We start from the raw sequence: 21,123 nt of genomic DNA, 5'->3' as shown, positions 1-21,123 counted from the left end.
TTTGACACCATTAGGGTGTCAAATATTTAACCTATCAGCTTCCTACTAAAGAATCCCTTATTTGTAAATAAGCTATTAAAAATTCAAACATCATTCTCCATAAAATTTCTAAAAAAATAAATATTGATAAGAAAAAAACAAAAACTTTAAATTTATATTTTTTTGGAATAATTTTGTCTATACTGTTTTTAGGATATTTATAAATTTGATTTGTATATTTAAAACATATAAAAGGTACAAAAGCAGCACCAATATAGTAAAGCGCATATAGGATGTAAGAACTAATAAAAGTTTTAAAACTTAAAATATCATATATCTCTTGCACCTAAAACTCTTCCATCCTAAAAACCTCATAAGCAACTTCTTCGTAAGGATGAGCATCTTTCAAAACTTTTACAGCTTCTTTTATCAGCTCATCACTGCATATCATCTCGACTTTATACTCTTTAACTAACTCTACGGTATCAAGTTTACCTAGAAATGGATTTGCTCCATCTATAGGTCTAAACTGTCCGATTCCTTGTGACTCAAAAGAACATTTGTCATAGTTTTCATATTTACCGACGCCTATTTTGAAGAGGGCATTTTTTACCTCTTCTTTGTTTTGCGCGGGTACAAAAAAGTTTAGTTTATACATTTTCTAAAAACTCAAGAAGTTCAGGATCGAGTTTAAAAGTGGTATTTACCACTTCATCAATGCTTTTATATTTGAAACCATCTTTTGTATAGCAGATGACACTTTCATCTTTACCTTGAAGTAAAGCAGTTATGGCATGATTGATAAATTTATAAGCCATTAGTCTGTCATATACGGTTGGATTTCCACCTCTTTGGACATGTCCCAAAACTGTGACTTTAGACTCCATTCCTATCTTTTGGCTAAACCACTCAGCAATCTCTTTAGAGTCTTGTTTTATTCCCTCTGAAACAATAGCTAAAAAGTATCTTCTTCCGTTTTGTATCTCTTTTTTGAACTTGTCTTCATATGATTTTAAGTCATACTCTTTTTCGGGGATTAAGCACAATTCTGCTCCACAAGTCAAAGCAGATATAAGTGCCAGGTAACCGCAGTCTCGCCCCATTGTCTCAATGACAAAAGCTCTGCTAAAAGAAGCAGCTGTATCACGGATAGAATCTATAGAGGTTTTAATGATATTTAGTGCACTATCAACTCCTAAGCAGTATTCGGTTCCGCTTATGTCATTATCTATTGTAGCCGGGATTCCACAGAACTTTATGCCGTTTTCTTTATAGAAAATATCAAGACCTTTAAATGAACCGTCACCGCCTAGGACTACTAACATGTCAATATTTAACATGTCAAGATTTTTCTTTGCGATATCACGGTACTTTTTATCTATAAACCTTTTACTTCTTGCACTTCTTATCTTGGTACCGCCACGATTTATGATGCCCGATACATCTTTATATGTAGCTTCTCTTATATTATTGTCAATAAGACCTTCGTAGCCGTCATAAACAAAATATGGAGTTAAACCTTTTTGTAGTGAATACTCGACAAAATGCTTTAAAGCCGGGTTCATACCTGATACATCTCCGCCAGAACATAAAATTGCAATATTTTTCACCCAATTTCTCCAATTTATTTTCTATAGTTTACCATCTTCTAAACTCTAATTCGATAAAATTCCATAATTTAAAAATTAATTTTTTTCTTGCTGACAAGCAAAGCTTCAGTGAGGGGAATTTTCTAAGGAATTCACTTTCTTGGAAAAGGAGACAGATATAGTGAAAAGAGCATTGGTAAGTGTTAGCGATAAAAATGGAGTTGTTGAGTTTTGTAACTCACTTGTAAAAAACGGTTATGAAATCATCTCTACAGGCGGGACATATAAAAAATTAGTAGAAGCTGGCATTAAAGCCATAGAGATTGATGAGGTTACAAAGTTTCCTGAATGTTTTGAAGGACGTGTAAAAACTTTAAATCCTTATGTTCATGGTGGAATACTGCATCGCCGTGACAAGCAGTCACACCTTGACCAGGCAAAAGAGCTTGGCGTTGAGTCAATTGATTTAGTTTGTGTTAATCTTTACCCATTTAAAGAGACTATCGAGCGTACTGATGATTTTGATGATATTATCGAAAATATAGACATTGGTGGACCGGCAATGGTTCGCTCTGCTGCAAAAAACTTTGACTCTGTAATTATTGTAACTAATGTAGAAGATTATGATGAAGTTATTGATGCAATTGAGAATGAAAAAAACACAAAAGAATTTCGTCGTGGCTACATGATAAAAGCTTACGAGCATACAGCAGCTTATGACTCGATGATTGCTAACTATATGAACGAGCGTTTTAATAAAGGTTTTGGTGAAAAGCAGTTTATAGTTGGAAACAAAGTTATGGATACTCGCTATGGTGAAAACCCTCACCAAAAAGGCGCTTTATATGAATTTGACAAACACTACTCAAACAACTTCACAACTCTAAAAGGCGAAGCAAGTTTTAATAACTTAAATGATTTAAGCGGTGCTGTTAAAATTGCATCTGCATTTGGTGATGAAAATGCTGTTTGTATTACTAAACATGGTAATCCTTGTGGTTTTGCTATCAAAGATACACTTTTAGAAGCTTACGAAGAAGCGCTTAAGTGTGATCCTGTTTCTGCCTTTGGCGGTGTTGTAGCTGTTAATGGTGTAGTTAACAAAGAGCTTGCAGAAAAAATGAATGAGATTTTTTTAGAAGTTGTAATTGCTGGTCGTATAACTGAAGAAGCTAGGGAAGTATTTGCCTCTAAAAAACGAATAAAGCTTTTTGAGATGGGTGCTGATAAGTTAGTTCTTGCAAACGATAAAAAAGACTTCAAACATATTGATGGCGGGTTTGTGTATCAAGATGCTGATAAAGTTGGCGCGGATGAAGTTAAAAATGCAAAGCTAGTTAGTAAAGTAGCTGCTGAGGCTGGGGAATTTAAAGATTTAGAGATAGCCTACAAAGTAGCATCTCTTACAAAATCTAACTGCGTTGTTTATGTTAAAAACTCTGCAATGGTAGCAGTTGGTATGGGAATGACTAGCCGCGTTGATGCAAGTCAGTGTGCACTTAAAAAAGCAAAAGAGATGGGTCTTGATGTAACAGGTGCAGCGTTGGCATCTGAAGCATTCTTTCCATTTCGTGATAGCATCGATGCAGCGGCGGCGGCCGGTGTTAAAAATGTAATCGAGCCTGGTGGAAGTATTCGTGATGAAGAGATTATAGAAGCTGCTAATGAATTTGGCATGAGCTTATATTTTTCAGAAGTTCGTCATTTTTTACATTAAAAACCAAAATAGCAATGCATTTTCTGCGTTACTATTTTGATTTTATATCTCTACAAGTAAGCACCTATTCTAAATTTAACATTACAAAAGTGAAATAATATTCAGCTAAGCAAAACCCCTGCAGTGGAAGGGTCAACATCTTTGATGTTGGGGCACCCACCATGAAGCTGCTTTGTGTGTGAATATTATGAAACGAACTCAACTTGATTGACATACACTCAACTCTTGTGATATAATGGCACTTAAACAAATAATTATATAAATTTTAGGAAATAAATTGGCAAAATCATTATACGAGACACTCGAAGTCACTGAAAATGCTAGTGAGAGTGAAATTAAAAAAGCATATAGAAAATTGGCAAGACAGTATCATCCGGATGTAAACAAAGATCCGGGTGCGGAAGATAAATTTAAAGAGATTAATTCTGCATATGAAATTTTAAGCGACAAAGAAAAAAAACAACAATACGATATGCATGGTGATAACATGTTTGGTGGGCAGAATTTTCATGATTTCTCTCGTTCTCATGGTAGTGGCGGACAAGGTGATTTGGATGAAATACTTAGACAAATGTTCTCTGGAGGCGGAGGTTTTGGTGGTTTCGGAGGAGGCGGCTTTGGTGGCGGAGGCTTTTCACAGCAGCAACAACAACCCAACCTTGATATAGAGACAAGCGTAACTATTCCATTTGGTGTGTCAATTCTTGGTGGTTCACACTCTGTATCTGTTCAAGGTGACAGATTTGACATAAAAATCCCTGCAGGCGTAAAAAGTGGTGAGAAGATGCGAGTCAAAGGCAAAGGACATGCTCAAGGTGGAGCTGTAGGAGACCTTTTCTTAAAGATAATCGTTGCGGCTAACCCTGAGTATATAAGAGAGGGTGATGATTTAATTAAAACTTTTGATGTTCCTCTGTATGCAGCGCTTTTTGGTGAAAAAATATCTATAAAAACTTTAGAAAAAGAGATAAAGCTAAAAGTTCCACAAAACACTAAAAATGGACAGAGATTTCGTGTAAAAGAGATGGGTGCTATGAACCGTAAAACAAAAGTTCGTGGAAACTTATATCTTGAAGCAAATATTGTTTTACCTAAAGTTGATGACTTAGATGAAGATTTAGTTCAAATGATGAAAGAAAAATTACCTAAAGAGTAAGGGCATAAAAATGATACACCAGTACGATGAACCAGTTTATTTAATCAGTGTAGTTGCCAAAATCTTGGATATACATCCACAGACACTTAGGCAGTATGAGAGAGAAAATCTAGTGTCTCCGTCTAGATCGAATGGCAGAATTAGACTCTACTCTCAAAGAGATATAGATAGAATAAAACTTATTTTAAGACTGACTCGTGAACTTGGTGTAAATCTTGCCGGTGTTGACATTATCCTTAGGCTGAAGATAAATGTAGACGAGATGGAGCAAGAGATAGCGGAGCTAAGACATGAAGTGCAAAAATCTAAAAATTCTCACTCTGTGTCACCTGATAAGGCTTTGGTAACAAAGAGAAGTCTTTACGACATAATAATATTTGAAGAGTAAATAAAGCATAATTTGCTTCGTTAAAATTTCTTGAGGTACAATTTGTACATTCTAAAAACACTATTCTTTCAATCTGGTTATTTTAGCACCTACATTTTGTAGTTTTTTCTCTAGTGAATCATAACCACGGTCTAAGTGGTAAATACGGTGAACAGCAGTTGTTCCCTCAGCGATAAGTCCTGCTAAAACTAAGGCACTAGAAGCTCTCAAATCTGTTGCCATAACATCGGTTCCACTTAATTTAGTCCCGCCATTGACAGTTGCAACATGTCCGTTAAGAGATATATCAGCACCCATTCTTTGAAGTTCACTGACATGCATAAACCTATTTTCAAAAAGTCTCTCTTCGATTATGGAAGTTCCATTAGCCTGCGTTGCTAAAGCTAAAAATTGAGCCTGCATATCTGTTGGGAATCCCGGATACTCCTGTGTAACGACTTTAACTGGCTTGATAATATCTGATGGATGAATAGTTATAGTATCTTCTGTGATAGTGAACTTGCTTCCCATCTCTTCAAGTTTTGATAAAACTGCTCCAAGATGCGCAGCATTTACATTTGTAAGTGTTAGTTCAGATTTAGTAATTGCTCCCGCGCAAAGATAAGTTCCCGCTTCGATGCGGTCTGGAATAACGCAAAATTCATTTATATCCAGTAGTTTTCCTGAAGTTCCATGAATAGTTAATATCGCAGTTCCGATACCGTCTATTTGAACTCCGCTCTTGTTTAATATCTCGCAAAGCTGAACTACTTCAGGTTCCCTTGCTGCATTTGTAATAGTGGTTTTTCCATCTGCCAATGCCGCTGCCATAACAATGTTGGCTGTACCCGTAACAGTGATTTTATCAAATATAATATGACAGCCCTTAAGACCATCAGGAGCAGTTGCTACAATGTAACCCGCTTGAATATCAATGGTTGCTCCCATTTGCTCTAGTGCTTTTAAATGCAAGTCAATCGGTCTTTGACCTATCGCACAACCGCCTGGAAGTGATACCTCACAATGCCCGAATCTTGCTAAAATAGGACCCAGTACGAGTATAGAAGCACGCATAGTTTTTACTATGTCGTAAGTCGCTTTTGTCTGGGTAAGCGAAGATGTATCTACGGTTGTTATTTCAGGATTATTCTCTCTGTCACACTTAGCACCAAGGTTTGATAATAGCTTTAAAAGAGTATTTATATCCGCTACATGAGGCAGATTTTTTATCTTAACACTGTTTTTTGCAAGTATTGTCATTGCGATTAGCGGAAGAGAGGCATTCTTCGCACCGGATATCTTTATTTTTCCGTTAAGAGAATTAACTCTATTGATTTGTAAGTAGTCCATTTAAATCTTTGTGTAAACTTTTAATAACATTATATCTTATTTTGATATAATTTTGTAAAGGAAATTGTGATGAGTTCAGCCTTAGACAGATTAAAAAATTTAACAAATAACATTTCAAGTTACGAGCGCGCAAGAAAAGATAATCTAATTATTTTAGAAAAGTTATTTACAGAAATCGGTGTGAATGAAAAAGTTGAAAAGTTTAGTGAACTTTTTGATTTCAAAGCAATAAACTTGTCCGGTGCATCACTGCTTAGTGAAAATCTAGGCGAGATAAAAGAGGGCAAATATCTGCAAGTATTAGCTATTGGCTATGATAAAGACGCAGTTGTAAAAAGTAAAAATATCTCTTTGGGTTACTTTGGAAAAGTTGAAAATGTAGATGTAGAGTTGAAAAATAAAATAGTAGAGTTTATAATAAGATTCAGGTTTGAAAAAAGTTTTATGACACTTGAACACTACCATGGAATGCTAGAACCATTTAAAAAAAATGAGTAAATTTTACCTTATTCTTTGGCTTAAATGGGCTGTTAAACTAACTCTATGCAGTATATTGTTAGCAGCTTTTTTTTCATCTATTGTTAGCATATACTCATATTTATCGCATGGAATGCCAAATCTAAACTCTCAAATTGTTACAGCACTTTTTGATATATTTAAATTTTGGTTCCCTGTTTTTTGGAGTTTAACGCTTTTGTTAGCACTCTTTAGAGGATTAAAATATATTTTCAATAATTGCATAAATGGCTATGAATTAAAGCTTCTTACATGTACATCTGCAAAAGACGATAAACTTGATGATGAATTTATAGAGATTATAGGCTACGGAGATTTAGTAAAAGTTTGGCGAAAATGGTTTATGCTAAATATATGGCTTGTTGGTTCTTTTATGGTCTTAGCTCTTATTTTTACAAATGTTTTTACATCATTTACCGGTGTGTTTGAGTGGTTTAACATATACTGGCTATTTGGTTTTATCCTAGTTAGTGGTTATTTGTCTTTTATGCTGCTTGGATCAAGATGCAAGAAAGTGAAGATTGTTAAGTGTTAATATTTATCGACTTGGAAACTACCGGTTTAGAGAGCCTTGATAGAATCTGCTCAATCGGTATAATAGCAATAGACGGCGAACAAATCATCTCAAAATATGACTTGGTAAATGAAGGTAAAAAAATATCACCTAAAGCTTCAAGCATTAATCATATAACAAATGAGATGATAAAGGCTAAGCCAAAGCTTCAAGATTGTGAAGCTTTTAAATTTTTGCAAGAAAACAACAACTATGACTCAACAATAATTGCTCATAATGTGAAGTTTGACTTGAAAATGCTTTTGACATGTGGCTTTGAGTGGCAGGGTGAAATAATTGATACTTTAAGAGTTACAAAACATCTTATACCTGAATGTGAGCAGTTCTCTTTGCAGTTTTTAAGGTATGATTTAAAGTTATATAAAAATGAAAAAGAAGAAGCTCTTAAGTGCGGTATAGAAGATGATTTGATTGCACATAATGCTCTTAGCGATTCACTACATGTAAAACTTTTATATGAATGTCTTTTAGAGATAAAACCACATGCCAGATTGATTGAACTTAGCTCTAAAAATGTTTTAATGCAAAAGTTTGAATTTGGTAAGTATAGCGGTCGTTATATAGAAGAAATTAGTATGTATGACAGAGCTTATTTGGAATGGATGCTAGCAAATATTATGGATTTAGATGAAGATTTGCGCTATAGTATCGAATATAATTTATAAGGAAAAATCTTGAAAATAGCAGTTGAGTGTAAATCACCACTAATGCAAAAATCATTGGAACTTTTTTTAAGTAATCATCTTAGCTCTTTGAAGCATTGTGACATTGTTATAAGAGATGAGAAATGTCTTGAAGATGAGAGATGCTTTTATATATCAAGCAATAAAGAATCTGATCTTGTAAAGCCATTTTCAAAATCTCAACTTATTTTAGCGCTTGAAAAAAGATATAAAAGTATGAATAAAGATATGAAAAAAGTTGAATATGCAGATGATGAAGTTTTTGAACAAAGCACTGTATTTGATTTTGAGATCTTAGAAAAGCGCATAGAGTCTTTAACTGCAGAGTATCAGGCAAATATTTTAAAAGCAGTAAGAGCATTTTATGAAAAGTAAACAAATAACAAAAAAAATAATCTCCGGCAAATATAAAAATAGAGTTTTAAAACTTCCCTCAAAAACTACAACAAGGACATCCAAGGCAATAGTATTAGAGTCTTTTTTCAACACTTTACAGTTTAATATTGTCGATGCAAACTTTGTTGAACTTTTTTCAGGCAGCGGCTCTATCGGGCTTGAAGCTCTGAGTCGCGGTGCAAAAAACATAATGTTTATGGAGCAAGACCGTGAGGCACTAAAAATTTTAAAAGAGAATATAGAGCAAACCGATCCATCGTCATGCGAAGTATTTAGCGGCGACACTTTTGTAAATATAAAGAGTGTTGTTAAAACTTTACAAAGAAAAGATGAATCTGCGTATTTCTATATTGACCCGCCTTTTAACATAAGAGAAGGTATGGAAGATATATACGATAAAACAATCAACCTGATAGCTTCTTTACCAAAAGAGTATGTAGAACTTGTAATAATTGAACATATGAGCGGCTTGGAAATACCGACTGAAATAGGACCGTTTACTCTGAAAAAATCAAAAAAATTTGGAAATACTACACTAACTTATTTCGAACACGAATAGATTGGAATAATTATTGCTGAGTTATGGCTAATTCAAGGATTAGCTATGAGAAAATTTATTTTACTTTTACTTATTAGTACAACAATTTATGCTGCTAAGATAAGTAATGTTGCCAATATTGTCGGTGTTAGAGACAATCATCTTATAGGTTACTCGCTTGTTGTCGGTCTTAAAAAGACTGGTGACGGTACTACTTCAAAATTTACTCTTCAGTCAATTGCAAATATGCTTAAAGCTATGAATATAGATATGAAGCCTGTAGATATAAAATCTAAAAATGTTGCTGCAGTTGTCGTTACCGCGGAACTTGCTCCATTTTCTAAGCAGGGAGATAAATTTAATATCACGGTATCTTCAATCGGTGATGCAAAGTCACTCGAAGGCGGAACACTCCTAATGACTCCTTTAAAGGGGGTTGACGGCAAGATATACGCTTTAGCTCAAGGCGCTGTCAGTATTGGCGGGCGTAATGGCGGCGGTGGCGCTGAATCTCATCCAACTGCCGGATTGATTTATAACGGTGGAGTAGTGGAAAGAGAAATAAATATCAACCTTTACAATCAAGAGTTTGCAACACTTTCACTAAAAGAAGCAAATTTCAAAAACAGCGTATCGGTTCAAAAAAGTATAAATGATTTTTACAATACACAAACAGCAGTTGCAATGGACTCCAGAACAGTTAAGTTAAAAAAACCAAAAAACAGAAGTATGATAGAGTTTTTAGCTGAAGTTCAAGATATAGAGATGACTTACGATGTAAAAGATAGAATTATCATAAACGAAAGAACAGGAACAATAATCTCAGGTGTTGGAATAAAAATCAAACCTATTATTATGACTCACGGGGATATAACTATTAAAATTACCGAGCAAAATGAGTTGAGTAAACCTAAAGGCTCAATGCAAGTGGATGACGATATGGTAATAGGTCTGTATGAGAATGAGTTATATACTAAAAAAGGGACAACAACAGTGGCAAACTTAGTTCGTTCACTTCAAAAAATGGGCGCACAGCCTAAGGATATAATCTCAATTTTAGAAGCTATGAAGAGTGCTGGCAGCATATCTGCAGAGCTAAAGGTAATATAATGTACGGCGCAAATTCTATAAATATGCAAGCTCAGTTTATGTCACAGCAGAATCAAGTTCCTACAATTGATGCAAATACTGATGATGCTAAACTAAGGGAACAGACAGATGCTTTTGAATCTGTAATATTGAAAATGTTAATGGATAATGCTATGAAAGATGAAAAAAATATTTTTTCTGCGCAAAATGATCCAGGCGATAAAATATATAAATCTATGTATAGAGATGAGCTGGCAAAGGCCAGTGCAGGCGGATTTGGTTTTTCTCAAATGCTTTATGATTATTTGAGTCAGAAAGGTTAAGATTTTTATCTTTATGTCGATATAGTTGTATGGAAAAAAACTAAAAGATATAAAGAAAAAGGGACAAGTAATGATTTCACATATAAATAATGCGAACATCCGTAGCACTTATGCCAATAATATTGGTGAGAAGAAGGAAGTTCAAGAAGAGACTGTAACTAATGTGTCAGAACAAGGTGATACAAGTAAGGTTGAGCGGATTAAAGAAGCTCTTGAATCTGGAGAATACAAAATTAATTTAGAGGCTTTATCTAAAAAAATAGCCGACGAGTTGATGTAGGCTTTAAACAAAATTAAGGATTAAATTATGCTATCTTATCATTTGCAAAGCGCACTAAGTGACTTAAGAGATTTAATAAAAATAACGGAATCAGACTTAGAAGATATAAAAGTAGCTAGGAATAATCCACAATTTGATAGATTAAAACTCAAAGAGGAGAAGCTCAAAAGCTTTGAATCCAAAAAAGCGATGATTGATCATGAAATATCTGCATTAATGACGGCAAAGCCAGACACCGAATTACCACAGCTATTAAGTGAAGAGCAGCATGATTATTTAGACCAGTTAAAAGTTGAGTTGTCAAACCTTAGAGATGTAAATAAAAGATATGCAAAACTGGTTTTAGCGGTAAGTAATTTATATAACACATTTTTAGAAAGATTAGTACCTACAGAGATGCAAGGCTACAATAAAGTGGCATCAAAAAATCCATCAATTTTAGAAGTAAGAGTGTAAGATGGCTTCTTTGTTTAATACTTTAAATATTGGTTACTCTGGTTTAGTCGCTTCTCAGGCAGGGGTTAGTACAACATCTCACAATATAGCAAATGCAGAGTCTGACGGCTATACGCGTCAAAGAATTGTCACTTCAGCAGCTACACCAGTTTCAACAGCTCCAGGGCAGGTTGGCAATGGTGTGGATGTTACAGACATTACGAGAATTTTTGATAGTTTTGTATTTAACAGATATACTGACATCTCAGCCGATAAAGAGTATGCAGACTATACAGAGTCGATAATGCTAGAATTATCAACATACTTTCCTGAAATTGATGGTGTGGGCATAAAAGCAGACTTGCAAGAGTATTATAATATGTGGCAAACACTTGCTGATAATCCTGATAATGAATCTATAAAACTAGCACTAGCAGAGCAAACAGAAAATTTGGCTCAAAATATAAAACATACTCAAGACAAGATAATCTCTCTTCAATCTACAATAAATGAAAAATTGAAAGTTAATGTTGATGAAGTAAATGCAAAAGCTGAGGAACTAGCAGAAGTAAACAAGGCAATAAATCTTGCAGAGGCAGCAGACGGATATACTGCAAATGATTTAAGAGACAAAAGAAATCAGTTAGAACTAGATTTGTCAAAGCTTATTGGAGCAGAAGTAAATACAGGCATTTTAACTTCAGATATCACTATAGATAGCTCTTTAAATGAAGCGACTGATGGTTACTCATTAAATGTAAATGGATTCAATATTGTTGATGGGTCAACTTTTCATCCTCTTCATATAGATGCTACCGGGGCAAATGGATTTTATGAAATATCTTATGAAAGACAAGACGGTTCATTGTTGCCAATGGGTGAAGATATCACCGGTGGTAAAATTGGAGCAATTTTAGACTTGCGTGGAAGCAATATAGATGATACAACAAGCGGAATACCAACTGATGGAACTCTACAAAATGTTGTATCTCAAATGGATGCTTTTGCAGCTGGTCTGATAGAGTCTACAAATAATTTATATGCAGCAAATTCTGCAACCTCAATGCAGTCAAATACAGTCTCTCTTAATCCAAATAATTCACTTGTCAGTTCTGATTTAAATATAAAAGAGGGTGCATTTGACATTGCAATTTATGATATTGATGGAAATGAAACCGCAAGAAGAACTATAAACATAAACGCATCAACAGTTATGAGCGGTGCAGCAGGAACAAATTCTATTGAGGGACAGATATTAACTCAAAATGATGATAACAGTGACTCCAATGCCAATAATGATATAGATGATTTTATTACATCATTTAATTGGGCGTTATATGCCAATGGAGAAGGTGCTTTGGAATTAGAAATGGATTCACTTTCAGCTTCAAAGGGCTATACATTTTCAATAGAAGACAACTTATCTACAAATAATTTTGATTCAGGCTCAAATTTTGCAGGTGCTTTAGGATTAAATAGATTTTTTGATGGTGATAGTGCCAGTAATATTAATCTAAGTTCAAATTTAAGAAACAATACATCAAATATATCAGCCGGAATCACACCGACCACCGGCGATAACCAACTAGCGCTAAGTATGGTTCAGCAACAGTTTGAAAAGTACGATTTTGAAGTTGGAAATACTACATCGTACAACACTACTATGTACGGTATGTTTGATATTGTAGCTACCGGTGTTGGTGTTGAAACAAATAGAGCTATTTTAAGTAATGAATCAATTACAGCTCAGTTTAATGCCACTGAAAATGAATATGCATCCATCTCTAAAGTTAGTGTAGATGAAGAGTTGACAAATCTTATCAAATACCAAACTGCTTATGGGGCAGCATCAAAAATCATAACAACAATAGATCAAATGATGCAAACACTACTCGGGATTAAACAGTAGCCATTGTATGCCAAAATTTAGTATCTTTATACTTATTTTTGTTTTTATATTTTCTTTTTTAGGATCTACATTTTATACAGTAGATGCATATTCCTTGAATAGTTCATCAATTTTACTTCCTCCATCACTAGAGCATTATTTAGGAACAGACAGGTTAGGAAGAGATATACTGGCGAGGCTAATGGAAGGCGGGAAGGTTTCGCTCACCATTGGTGTAGGAAGTGCTTTTATCGCTTCTGTAATTGGACTTATACTTGGCTCGATGGCTGGGTATTATAGAGGAAATGTAGATAAAGGTTTTATTGTATTGGTGGATTTGTTTTTAACATTTCCTACCTTTTTTCTACTTCTAGCACTTGTCAGCTATGTAAACGCTTCTGCTTGGGTTTTGATAGTTATTATTTCTATTACAGGCTGGATGACTACCGCGAGGTTAGTGCGGTCTGAAAGTTTTAAAATCACTTCTCAACCATATATTAAGATACTAAATATTGCAAATGTTAGTAAGTTTAAAATACTATTTAAGTATTATGCTCCGATATTGGCACCAATATATTTTGTAAGTTTTACTTTTGGTGTCGGCGGCGCTATATTGGCAGAATCAGGACTTAGTTTCTTAGGACTTGGTATTGTTGCTCCGCAAATGAGTTGGGGAACAATTTTAAGCGCAGGAAAAGAGGTTATCGAGATAGCTTGGTGGGTTAGTTTTTTTCCGGGACTTATGATATTTTTAGTAACATTTTCACTAATTAATATATCTAACTACCTGCAGCAGCTGACAAATCAAAAGCAGATCCAAGATTAAGGAGTTAGAATGCAACATAGAGAAATAGGGTACTATTTTATTGTAATGGCGAGTTTTATTGTTGTTTTGGCCGGTTTGAAAAGTGCTTCAGAAATAATTGTACCTTTTTTGTTATCTTTATTTATTGCAATTATTCTTTCTCCTTTATATAACTTTTTCAATAAAAAAGGTCTGCCAAATGCTATTTCATTGACTCTTGTGGTAGCTATATTTGTTACTTTTATAGGACTTGTAGCAAAGCTAATCGGTTCATCAGTACAAGAATTTAGTTCAAATATAAATTTTTATGAACAACAACTTTCTAGTATTTTTAAACAGTTGCTAGTTTTTTCTAATAATATTGGCATAGATATACCTCAAAAAGAGATAGCCAATGTTATAAACACTAAACAAATAATGGAGTTCTCTACAACAATTATAAAAAGTATAGGTTCTATGTTTACTAACGGATTAGTGATACTCTTGACAGTGGTTTTTATGATGTTAGAATCAAAATATTTTATAAATAAAATAGAGTATGCAAGTTCTGACAGTGAAGCAATTGGACATATTGAAGAGATATTGGAGCGTATTCAAGACTATATGGTTTTAAAAGCTTTAATCTCTTTGTTGACCGGTTTTATAGTATGGATTGCCTTATTAATAGTTGGGACTGATTATGCTTTTTTATGGGCTGTTCTTGCATTTATATTAAATTTTATTCCAAATATCGGTTCAATAATAGCGGCAGTGCCGGCAGTGTTATTAACACTAGTACAATTGGGTTCCATAAGTGCACTGATAGTCACTTTAATATATACGGCGATAAATGTTATTGTTGGCTCTGTAATAGAACCAAAAGTGATGGGCAAAGGTGTAGGACTCTCAACTTTAGTTGTATTTTTATCTTTGTTATTTTGGGGATGGATGTTCGGTGTTGTGGGAATGCTACTGTCAATACCACTGACAATAATGGCAAAAATTATTTTTAATGCAAATGAAAACACAAGGTGGATAGCTGTACTTCTTGGAACAGGCGATAATCTTTCACATGTCAATAAGTGAAACAAAAGAGCAAAACAGATATACTTTGCGATATAAATTTAGGATGATTTATGATATTAATGATTGATAACTATGACAGCTTTACTTATAATATTGTTCAATACTGCAGAGAACTTGGTGCTGATTTAAAGATAATAAGAAATGATGAGATGAGCGTTGAGGAAATTGAGAAGCTAAATCCCCAAAAAATAATAATTTCACCTGGTCCGGCATCTCCAGATGAAGCCGGTGTAACTCTTGCAGTTATAGAACATTTTAAAGATAAAGTACCGATTCTTGGAATTTGTTTAGGACACCAGAGTATCGCTCAGGTATTTGGTGGACATGTAGTAAGAGCTAAAAACATGATGCACGGAAAAACATCTATAATGAAACAAACTGATGAGTGTGTAATTTTTAAAGATATACCGCAAGAATTTGTAGCAACAAGATATCATTCATTAATAGTAGATAAAGAGTCTCTTCCAAATTCAATAGAACCAACAGCTTATAGTACCGATGATAATGAAATAATGGCTTTAAAAGTTAAAGATAAAGAGATATATGGGGTTCAGTTTCACCCTGAATCTATTATGAGTCAATATGGCCATGAAATGATTGGAAATTTTCTAAAAATATGAATAACCGATACATCTTATTCTTAATATTAGGATTAGATGCGTTAATTCTTTTGTTTAAAACAAAAGAATTGTCAATTTCGTATTATGAGGCATCCCTCTTATATGATTCATTTTCAGTATTACAATCAGTGATTAAAACATCAATTTATTTTTTTGGACAAAATGATTTTGCTTTAAGATTACCAATGATTGTTTTGCATATATTGAGTGTTGTTATATTATACAAAATATCTCAAAAGTATGTAAAATCACAAAGAAACATAAATTGGTTGATTTTACTTTTTGTTCTTTTACCTGGTGTTATGAGTTCTGCCCTCATAGTAAATAGTGCGGGCTTAGTTCTATTTGGATTACTCCTGTTCGTATATATTTATGATAACTTTTCAATAAAGTTTATTTATCCTTTACTAGTTGCTTATCTGTTTATAGATGGTGGTTTTGTATATCTGTTTTTAGCACTGATTGTATACTCATTGTATAAGAAAGATAAAACTTTTTTTATATTTAATTTAGTACTGTTTTTGATATCATTATCTTTGTTTGGAATCGACACTCACGGCTCTCCAAGAGGACATTTTCTGGACTCTATAGGAATATACGCAGCAATATTTACACCAATTATATTTATATATATTATTTATGTTTTATACAGAAGGTATCTAACAAAAGATATTGATATGATTTGGTTTATATCGACAGTTGTATTTGTGTTTTCATTATTATTATCTTTTAGACAGAGAGTAAACATAGAATATTTTGCTCCATATCTTATATTAGCTCTGCCACTTATTGCACAAACATTCGAGCACTCTTATAGAGTTAGATTAAATATATTTAGAAAAAAATATAAAGTAGTTTTTATAGTAGCATTAACCCTTCTTTTGATAAATAGTTCAGTAGTGTTTTTCAACAAATACTTATATTATGTGGTTGATCAACCAAGAAAACATTTTTCATATAAAATGCATGTTGCTAAAGAGTTAGCAGCAGAGTTAAAGGCTAGAGATATAAATTGCATAAGTTCTGATGCGAAGATGACACAACGATTAGAATTCTATGGTGTAACCAAATGCAACAAGTATGCATTGGAAGAAAACACTTTAGAGTCTGAAAATCTCAATGGTGTAACAATAAGTTACAAAAACAGACTCGTATATTCTGCTAATGTTACAAAGCTAAACATAAATTGAATTTATCCAATACTTAAGCCCTTCAAATGATATAAGATTAATCAACATAGGATACAATTTCATAAATATAAAACACAGGGAGTTGCAAATGGCTCAAAAAGCGATTAGAGAATATGACGCAAAGTCGATTTTAGCAAAACATTGGGATAAATATTTTCCAGATTTTACTTATGCTTATGAAACAGTGATGGTTCAAAATGGATCAGAACTAAAGGAAGAGGCTAAGTCTAAATCTTGGTTAAATGAAAAAACATTAGTTGCAAAGCCGGATATGTTATTTGGTAAACGTGGTAAAAATGGTTTAGTACTTTTTAAAGATGCTAAACCGGGTGATGTTACTTTGGAAAAAGCTGCTTCATGGATAGATGAAAAAGCTAGTGCTGATCAATCAGTATATTTTTCGTTTGATGGCGATACTCCTACAGGTGAACCAAGTATTGATAGATTAACTCACTTTGTTGTTGAACCGTTTACTCCGCATGAGCAAGCTGAAGAGTATTATGTTTCTGCAACAGTTGTAGGTGATGATGATGTTATCTACATGTCAGCTGAAGGTGGTATGGAAGTTGAAGAGGGTTGGGATGAGAAAGTTACTGAAGTAGCATTTCCAATTACTGCAACTGAAGAAGAGATAGCTGAAAAAATTCGTGCTAATGTTCCTGCTGATGTAGCAGACAAAGATAAAGCTCAATTTGCTGAATTTTGTATCGGTTTCTTTAAAGCTTACCGTGAGTTAAACTTCGCATATCTTGAAATTAATCCTTTCGTAATGCAAGGTAACAAAATCGAATTACTGGATATGGTTGCTAAACTTGATGATACTGCTGGTTTTATGATGGTTGATGAGTGGGGTAATGTTGAGTACCCAACTGCATTTGGAATGGAAGCTAAATCTCCAGAAGTTGAAGCTATTGAAGAAGCTGATGCAAAAACTGGTGCTTCACTAAAGCTTACTCTACTTAAACCAGAAGCTAGAATCTGGACTATGGTTGCCGGTGGTGGTGCTTCAGTTGTTTATGCTGATACTATTGCTGATTTTGCTGGTATTGAAGATCTTGCTAACTATGGTGAATATTCTGGTGGTCCAACTACTGGTGAGACAAGATTCTATGCTGAAACTCTTTTAGACCTTATGACAAGAGAAAAAGATGCTCAAGGTCGTGATAAGATCTTAATTATTGGTGGTGCTATCGCTAACTTTACTGATGTTGCAAAAACTTTCACGGGTATTATTCAAGCGTTTGAAGAGTATGCAGATAAAATGAAAGAAGTTGGTATAAAAATCTATGTTCGTCGTGGTGGACCAAACTATGAAAAAGGTCTTAAAGACATCAAAGAAGCTGCTGATAGATTAGGTTTATATATTGAAGTATACGGACCTGAAACACACGTTACAGATATTGTGCGTATGGCATTAGAGAAGTAAGGAGAAATAATGGAACAATTATATACAAAAGACACACAAGCGATTTTTTGGAATAACAATAAAACTGCTATCCAGAGAATGTTAGACTATGACTACACAATTCAAAGAAAAACTCCGTCAGTTGCTGCGATAGTAGCACCAACAAGCGGAAATAAATTTGAGAAGTTTTTTTATGGCCCAGATGAAGTTATGATTCCTTTATTTAAGACTACTGCAGATGCTAAAGCTGCTCAGCCTCAAGCTGATGTACTTTTAAACTTTGCATCATTTAGAACTGCTTATGATGTAACAATGGAAGCTTTAGAAATCGGTGGTTTTTCTTCAATTATGATTACAGCTGAGGGTATTCCTGAGCGTTTAGCTCGTGCTATGAATCAAACTGCACGCGAACAAGGTGTAATTGTTATCGGACCTGCAACTGTTGGTGCAATTACTCCGGGTGCATTTAAAGTTGCAAACATTGGTGGTACTATTACTAATATTGTTCAATCTAAACTTCACCGTGCAGGTTCATGTGGACTTGTAACTCGTTCAGGCGGATTGTTTAATGAGCTTTCTAATATAATCTCTATCAATGCTGATGGTATTGCTGAGGGTGTTGCTATCGGTGGTGACAGATTTGTTGGTTCAGTTTTTATTGACAACTTACTTAGAATGGAAAAAAATCCAGCAGTTAAATATATGATTCTTTTAGGTGAAGTTGGTGGTACTGAAGAGTACAAAGTAATCGAGGCTATCAAAGATGGAAGAATTACTAAGCCGGTTATCGCTTGGTGTATCGGTACAATTGCTAAGTATTATGATTCAGGTGTTCAATTTGGTCACGCAGGTGCATCTGCAAATGCTGAATCTGAAACTGCTGAGTTTAAAAACAAAGCAATGGCAGAAGCAGGTATCCATGTACCAGCTACATTCAATGATTTACCAGCTAAGATTAAAGAGGTATTTGAATCATTAAATCTTGACCCAATTCCTGAGCCTGAGATGAACATTTGTCCTACAGTTAGAAGAAGTAAAGAGTTTATCTGTACTATCTCTGATGACAGAGGCGATGAAGCTACATACGCTGGTTTCCCAATCTCTTCTGTTGCAACTCCAGACACTGGTAAAGGAATTGGTGATGTTGTGTCATTATTATGGTTCAAAAAACAATATCCAAAATGGGCTACAGACTTTATTGAAACTGTAATTAAAACTGTTGCTGATCACGGTCCTGCTGTTTCTGGAGCTCACAATGCAAAAGTAACTGCTCGTGCTGGTAAATCAGTTGTTGAGTCACTTGTTACTGGTTTATTAACAATCGGTCCAAGATTCGGTGGTGCTATTGATGGTGCTGCGAAATACTTCAAGCATGCAGATGATAATGGTATGGATCCAAAAGCATTCTTGAACTACATGAAAGGTGAGGGTGTTCCAATCCCTGGAATTGGTCACAGAATTAAATCTCTTAAGAACCCAGATTTACGTGTAACTGGTCTTATGAACTATGCTAAAGAACATTTCCCATCAACTCCACTTCTTGATTATGCAAGAACAGTTGAAGCATTAACTACATCTAAAAAAGAGAATCTGATTCTTAATGTTGATGGTACTATCGGTATCTTAATGGTTGACATGTGGAGAGCATTAGGTTATTCTGAAGAAGAAATAAATGAGTTTATCGAATCTGGTACACTTAACGCATTCTTCATAGTTGGTCGTTCAATCGGTTTCATTGGTCATGTACTTGATGAAAAACGTCTTGCAATGCCAATGTACAGACACCCAATGGATGATATTCTTTATGATGTTCCAATGGCAGAAAAAATATAATTTTTCACACAATTCAAGGAGATTCATCTCCTTGAATATTCTTTTATACCCGCAATATAATATTATTCAATAAAACTTTTTTAATTTTTATCTCTTTTTGATATACTTGTAGTAAATATTTATCTTATTGGACTTCTATGAAAAAAGCATTTACGATGTTAGAATTGGTAATGGTTATTGTTGTTATTGGTATATTGGCAGCAGTAATAATACCTAGAACAGATTCAAATAGCTTACGAGAAGCTGCAATTCAGGTAATTTCACATATAAGATATACACAACACTTGGCGATGGTGGATGATAAGTTTGATGTTAATGAGGCTGGCTGGTATAACAGAAGGTGGATGTTGAGATTTCAAGAGAATTTAGTATACACAACATTAGCTCCTAATAATGCATATAATAATGAATGGGCATATACAATTTCAAGTGACTTACCTAATTTTACAGGGCACCATCCAGATTTAAACGGAATGGCTAAGAATCCATTAAATCCAGAACAATACATGAGTGGCGGATACGATAATGTTTTACATGTAGAAGATCCTAGATCTATGAAAAAATTGAGACTTGGAAGTAGTTATAATATCAAGGATGTGACTTTTGGAGGAGGATGTCGTTCAACGACACTCTTTATACATTTTGACCATTTAGGTCGTCCCATGAATTCATTTAATGTAAGTTCTGCTTATGAAGCTGACCCTGGTGGATTTCCTAGATTACTTACTCAAGCTTGTATAATTACACTATCTGACGGTTCAGATAATGTACAAATAGCAATAGAACCTGAGACAGGATATGCTCATATTTTACCTTAGTATTAATGAGTAATCTCCCCAAAATTCCCCATCGAAAAAAAACTTCTAAAATTCCTTTAAAAAACTATTGACATCAAAGGTTGATTTGTCTATAATTCCCATCCACAAACACAGAGACCTAATGTTTAGGACTTAGAGTGACTTCGAAAGAGGCCACAAAAAGATGTTTGAGATCATTGAAAACTAAGCAAGTAAATAGACGAAGTAACTAATAACAAATTAGTTGTTTAGTCAATAATAAGTTTACTTAGAAATAACTAAATAACAACAACCGTCTATTCTATTTGAATCCAATTTATTTGGATCCCAATAGTAATAGATACTATACAAAAAAGTCCATAAACTGTTCACGCGGTTTATGGCAACAAAGCCAATGATTTTTAAATCTTGGGCAAAGATCAGTAATTTCACAGCAATGTGCTCTTTACATGATGAGGAATCTACCTAAACTATTTCTCAAACATTTATGTTTGTAGCTTTAGTGAGGGGAATTTGGAAGGGACTTTG

The 21,123-nt window shown here is 34.1% G+C and carries 24 protein-coding genes; 20 read left to right on the top strand and 4 right to left on the bottom strand.

Annotation, left to right across the window (positions count from 1 at the left end; genetic code table 11):
• Positions 1-34 precede the first annotated feature (34 nt).
• From OQK60_RS11285 to OQK60_RS11025, 3 genes are read right to left on the bottom strand one after another with little or no spacing between them, the layout of a single operon-like run.
• Positions 35-325, bottom strand: coding sequence for a DUF4282 domain-containing protein (locus OQK60_RS11285; protein WP_366855012.1), 291 nt, complete (start codon positions 323-325; stop codon positions 35-37).
• Positions 326-637, bottom strand: a complete 312-nt coding sequence (locus OQK60_RS11030; protein WP_297686990.1) for an NGG1p interacting factor NIF3 — start codon at positions 635-637, stop codon at positions 326-328.
• Positions 630-1,589, bottom strand: a complete 960-nt coding sequence (locus OQK60_RS11025; RefSeq protein ID WP_297686988.1) for a 6-phosphofructokinase — start codon at positions 1,587-1,589, stop codon at positions 630-632. The genes OQK60_RS11030 and OQK60_RS11025 overlap by 8 nt, the downstream gene beginning before the upstream one ends.
• A gap of 157 nt (positions 1,590-1,746) precedes the next feature.
• On the opposite strand from OQK60_RS11025, the gene purH reads away from it, so the two are divergent.
• The 3 genes from purH to OQK60_RS11010 all read left to right on the top strand — a co-directional run bounded on the left by purH (position 1,747) and on the right by OQK60_RS11010 (position 4,829).
• Positions 1,747-3,285 (top strand): bifunctional phosphoribosylaminoimidazolecarboxamide formyltransferase/IMP cyclohydrolase, encoded by a 1,539-nt coding sequence (gene purH / locus OQK60_RS11020; RefSeq protein WP_297687009.1) that lies wholly within the window; start codon positions 1,747-1,749, stop codon positions 3,283-3,285.
• Between the two features lie 277 nt (positions 3,286-3,562).
• Positions 3,563-4,441, top strand: coding sequence for a DnaJ C-terminal domain-containing protein (locus OQK60_RS11015; protein ID WP_297686986.1), 879 nt, complete (start codon positions 3,563-3,565; stop codon positions 4,439-4,441).
• Between the two features lie 10 nt (positions 4,442-4,451).
• Positions 4,452-4,829 (top strand): helix-turn-helix transcriptional regulator, encoded by a 378-nt coding sequence (locus OQK60_RS11010; protein WP_297686984.1) that lies wholly within the window; start codon positions 4,452-4,454, stop codon positions 4,827-4,829.
• Positions 4,830-4,889: 60 nt separating this feature from the next.
• On the opposite strand, the gene murA is transcribed toward OQK60_RS11010, so the two are convergent.
• Positions 4,890-6,158, bottom strand: coding sequence for a UDP-N-acetylglucosamine 1-carboxyvinyltransferase (gene murA, locus OQK60_RS11005; RefSeq protein ID WP_297686982.1), 1,269 nt, complete (start codon positions 6,156-6,158; stop codon positions 4,890-4,892).
• 69 nt (positions 6,159-6,227) lie between these two features.
• Here murA and OQK60_RS11000 point away from each other — a divergent pair, with 69 nt between their 5' ends.
• The 17 genes from OQK60_RS11000 (at position 6,228) to OQK60_RS10920 (ending at position 20,616) form a co-directional block, all read left to right on the top strand.
• A complete protein-coding gene (locus OQK60_RS11000) occupies positions 6,228-6,656 on the top strand; it encodes a hypothetical protein (protein WP_297686980.1) in 429 nt (142 codons plus the stop codon).
• On the top strand, positions 6,649-7,209 hold the full coding sequence (locus OQK60_RS10995) for a hypothetical protein (RefSeq protein WP_297686978.1): 561 nt from the start codon (positions 6,649-6,651) through the stop codon (positions 7,207-7,209). Before OQK60_RS11000 ends, OQK60_RS10995 begins: the two co-directional genes overlap by 8 nt.
• The gene (locus OQK60_RS10990) at positions 7,203-7,913 is read left to right on the top strand and encodes an exonuclease domain-containing protein (RefSeq protein WP_297686976.1); all 711 of its coding nucleotides are present in this window, start codon (positions 7,203-7,205) and stop codon (positions 7,911-7,913) included. Before OQK60_RS10995 ends, OQK60_RS10990 begins: the two co-directional genes overlap by 7 nt.
• Positions 7,914-7,922: 9 nt before the next feature.
• Positions 7,923-8,306, top strand: a complete 384-nt coding sequence (locus OQK60_RS10985; protein WP_297686975.1) for a hypothetical protein — start codon at positions 7,923-7,925, stop codon at positions 8,304-8,306.
• A complete protein-coding gene (rsmD, locus tag OQK60_RS10980; protein WP_297686974.1) occupies positions 8,296-8,886 on the top strand; it encodes a 16S rRNA (guanine(966)-N(2))-methyltransferase RsmD in 591 nt (196 codons plus the stop codon). The genes OQK60_RS10985 and rsmD overlap by 11 nt, the downstream gene beginning before the upstream one ends.
• Before the next feature lie 45 nt (positions 8,887-8,931).
• Positions 8,932-9,975 (top strand): flagellar basal body P-ring protein FlgI, encoded by a 1,044-nt coding sequence (locus OQK60_RS10975; protein ID WP_297686973.1) that lies wholly within the window; start codon positions 8,932-8,934, stop codon positions 9,973-9,975.
• Positions 9,975-10,277 carry a rod-binding protein gene (locus OQK60_RS10970; RefSeq protein ID WP_297686972.1) on the top strand — a complete coding sequence of 101 codons (303 nt, stop codon included), beginning with the start codon at positions 9,975-9,977 and terminating at the stop codon, positions 10,275-10,277. Before OQK60_RS10975 ends, OQK60_RS10970 begins: the two co-directional genes overlap by 1 nt.
• A gap of 70 nt (positions 10,278-10,347) precedes the next feature.
• The gene (locus OQK60_RS10965) at positions 10,348-10,557 is read left to right on the top strand and encodes a flagellar biosynthesis anti-sigma factor FlgM (RefSeq protein ID WP_297686971.1); all 210 of its coding nucleotides are present in this window, start codon (positions 10,348-10,350) and stop codon (positions 10,555-10,557) included.
• 27 nt (positions 10,558-10,584) lie between these two features.
• A complete protein-coding gene (locus OQK60_RS10960; RefSeq protein ID WP_297686970.1) occupies positions 10,585-11,013 on the top strand; it encodes a hypothetical protein in 429 nt (142 codons plus the stop codon).
• 1 nt (position 11,014) lies between these two features.
• Positions 11,015-12,901 (top strand): flagellar hook-associated protein FlgK, encoded by a 1,887-nt coding sequence (gene flgK, locus OQK60_RS10955; protein WP_297686969.1) that lies wholly within the window; start codon positions 11,015-11,017, stop codon positions 12,899-12,901.
• 7 nt (positions 12,902-12,908) lie between these two features.
• Positions 12,909-13,706, top strand: a complete 798-nt coding sequence (locus OQK60_RS10950; RefSeq protein ID WP_297686968.1) for an ABC transporter permease — start codon at positions 12,909-12,911, stop codon at positions 13,704-13,706.
• Between the two features lie 9 nt (positions 13,707-13,715).
• Positions 13,716-14,750, top strand: a complete 1,035-nt coding sequence (locus tag OQK60_RS10945; protein WP_297686967.1) for an AI-2E family transporter — start codon at positions 13,716-13,718, stop codon at positions 14,748-14,750.
• A gap of 50 nt (positions 14,751-14,800) precedes the next feature.
• Positions 14,801-15,370 carry an aminodeoxychorismate/anthranilate synthase component II gene (locus tag OQK60_RS10940; RefSeq protein ID WP_297686966.1) on the top strand — a complete coding sequence of 190 codons (570 nt, stop codon included), beginning with the start codon at positions 14,801-14,803 and terminating at the stop codon, positions 15,368-15,370.
• A 185-nt stretch (positions 15,371-15,555) separates the two neighbouring features.
• Positions 15,556-16,560: a hypothetical protein gene (locus tag OQK60_RS10935; protein ID WP_297686965.1), complete on the top strand. Its 1,005-nt coding sequence runs from the start codon at positions 15,556-15,558 to the stop codon at positions 16,558-16,560.
• An 88-nt stretch (positions 16,561-16,648) separates the two neighbouring features.
• Positions 16,649-17,986 carry an ATP citrate lyase citrate-binding domain-containing protein gene (locus tag OQK60_RS10930; protein ID WP_297686964.1) on the top strand — a complete coding sequence of 446 codons (1,338 nt, stop codon included), beginning with the start codon at positions 16,649-16,651 and terminating at the stop codon, positions 17,984-17,986.
• A gap of 9 nt (positions 17,987-17,995) precedes the next feature.
• On the top strand, positions 17,996-19,798 hold the full coding sequence (locus tag OQK60_RS10925) for a citrate/2-methylcitrate synthase (protein WP_297686963.1): 1,803 nt from the start codon (positions 17,996-17,998) through the stop codon (positions 19,796-19,798).
• A 137-nt stretch (positions 19,799-19,935) separates the two neighbouring features.
• Positions 19,936-20,616: a type II secretion system protein gene (locus OQK60_RS10920; RefSeq protein ID WP_297686962.1), complete on the top strand. Its 681-nt coding sequence runs from the start codon at positions 19,936-19,938 to the stop codon at positions 20,614-20,616.
• The last annotated feature ends 507 nt before the right edge of the window (positions 20,617-21,123 follow it).

Source organism: Sulfurimonas sp., from assembly GCF_026196735.1.
Classification (GTDB): Bacteria; Campylobacterota; Campylobacteria; order Campylobacterales; family Sulfurimonadaceae; genus Sulfurimonas.
This window is presented reverse-complemented; position numbering and strand designations above follow the sequence as displayed.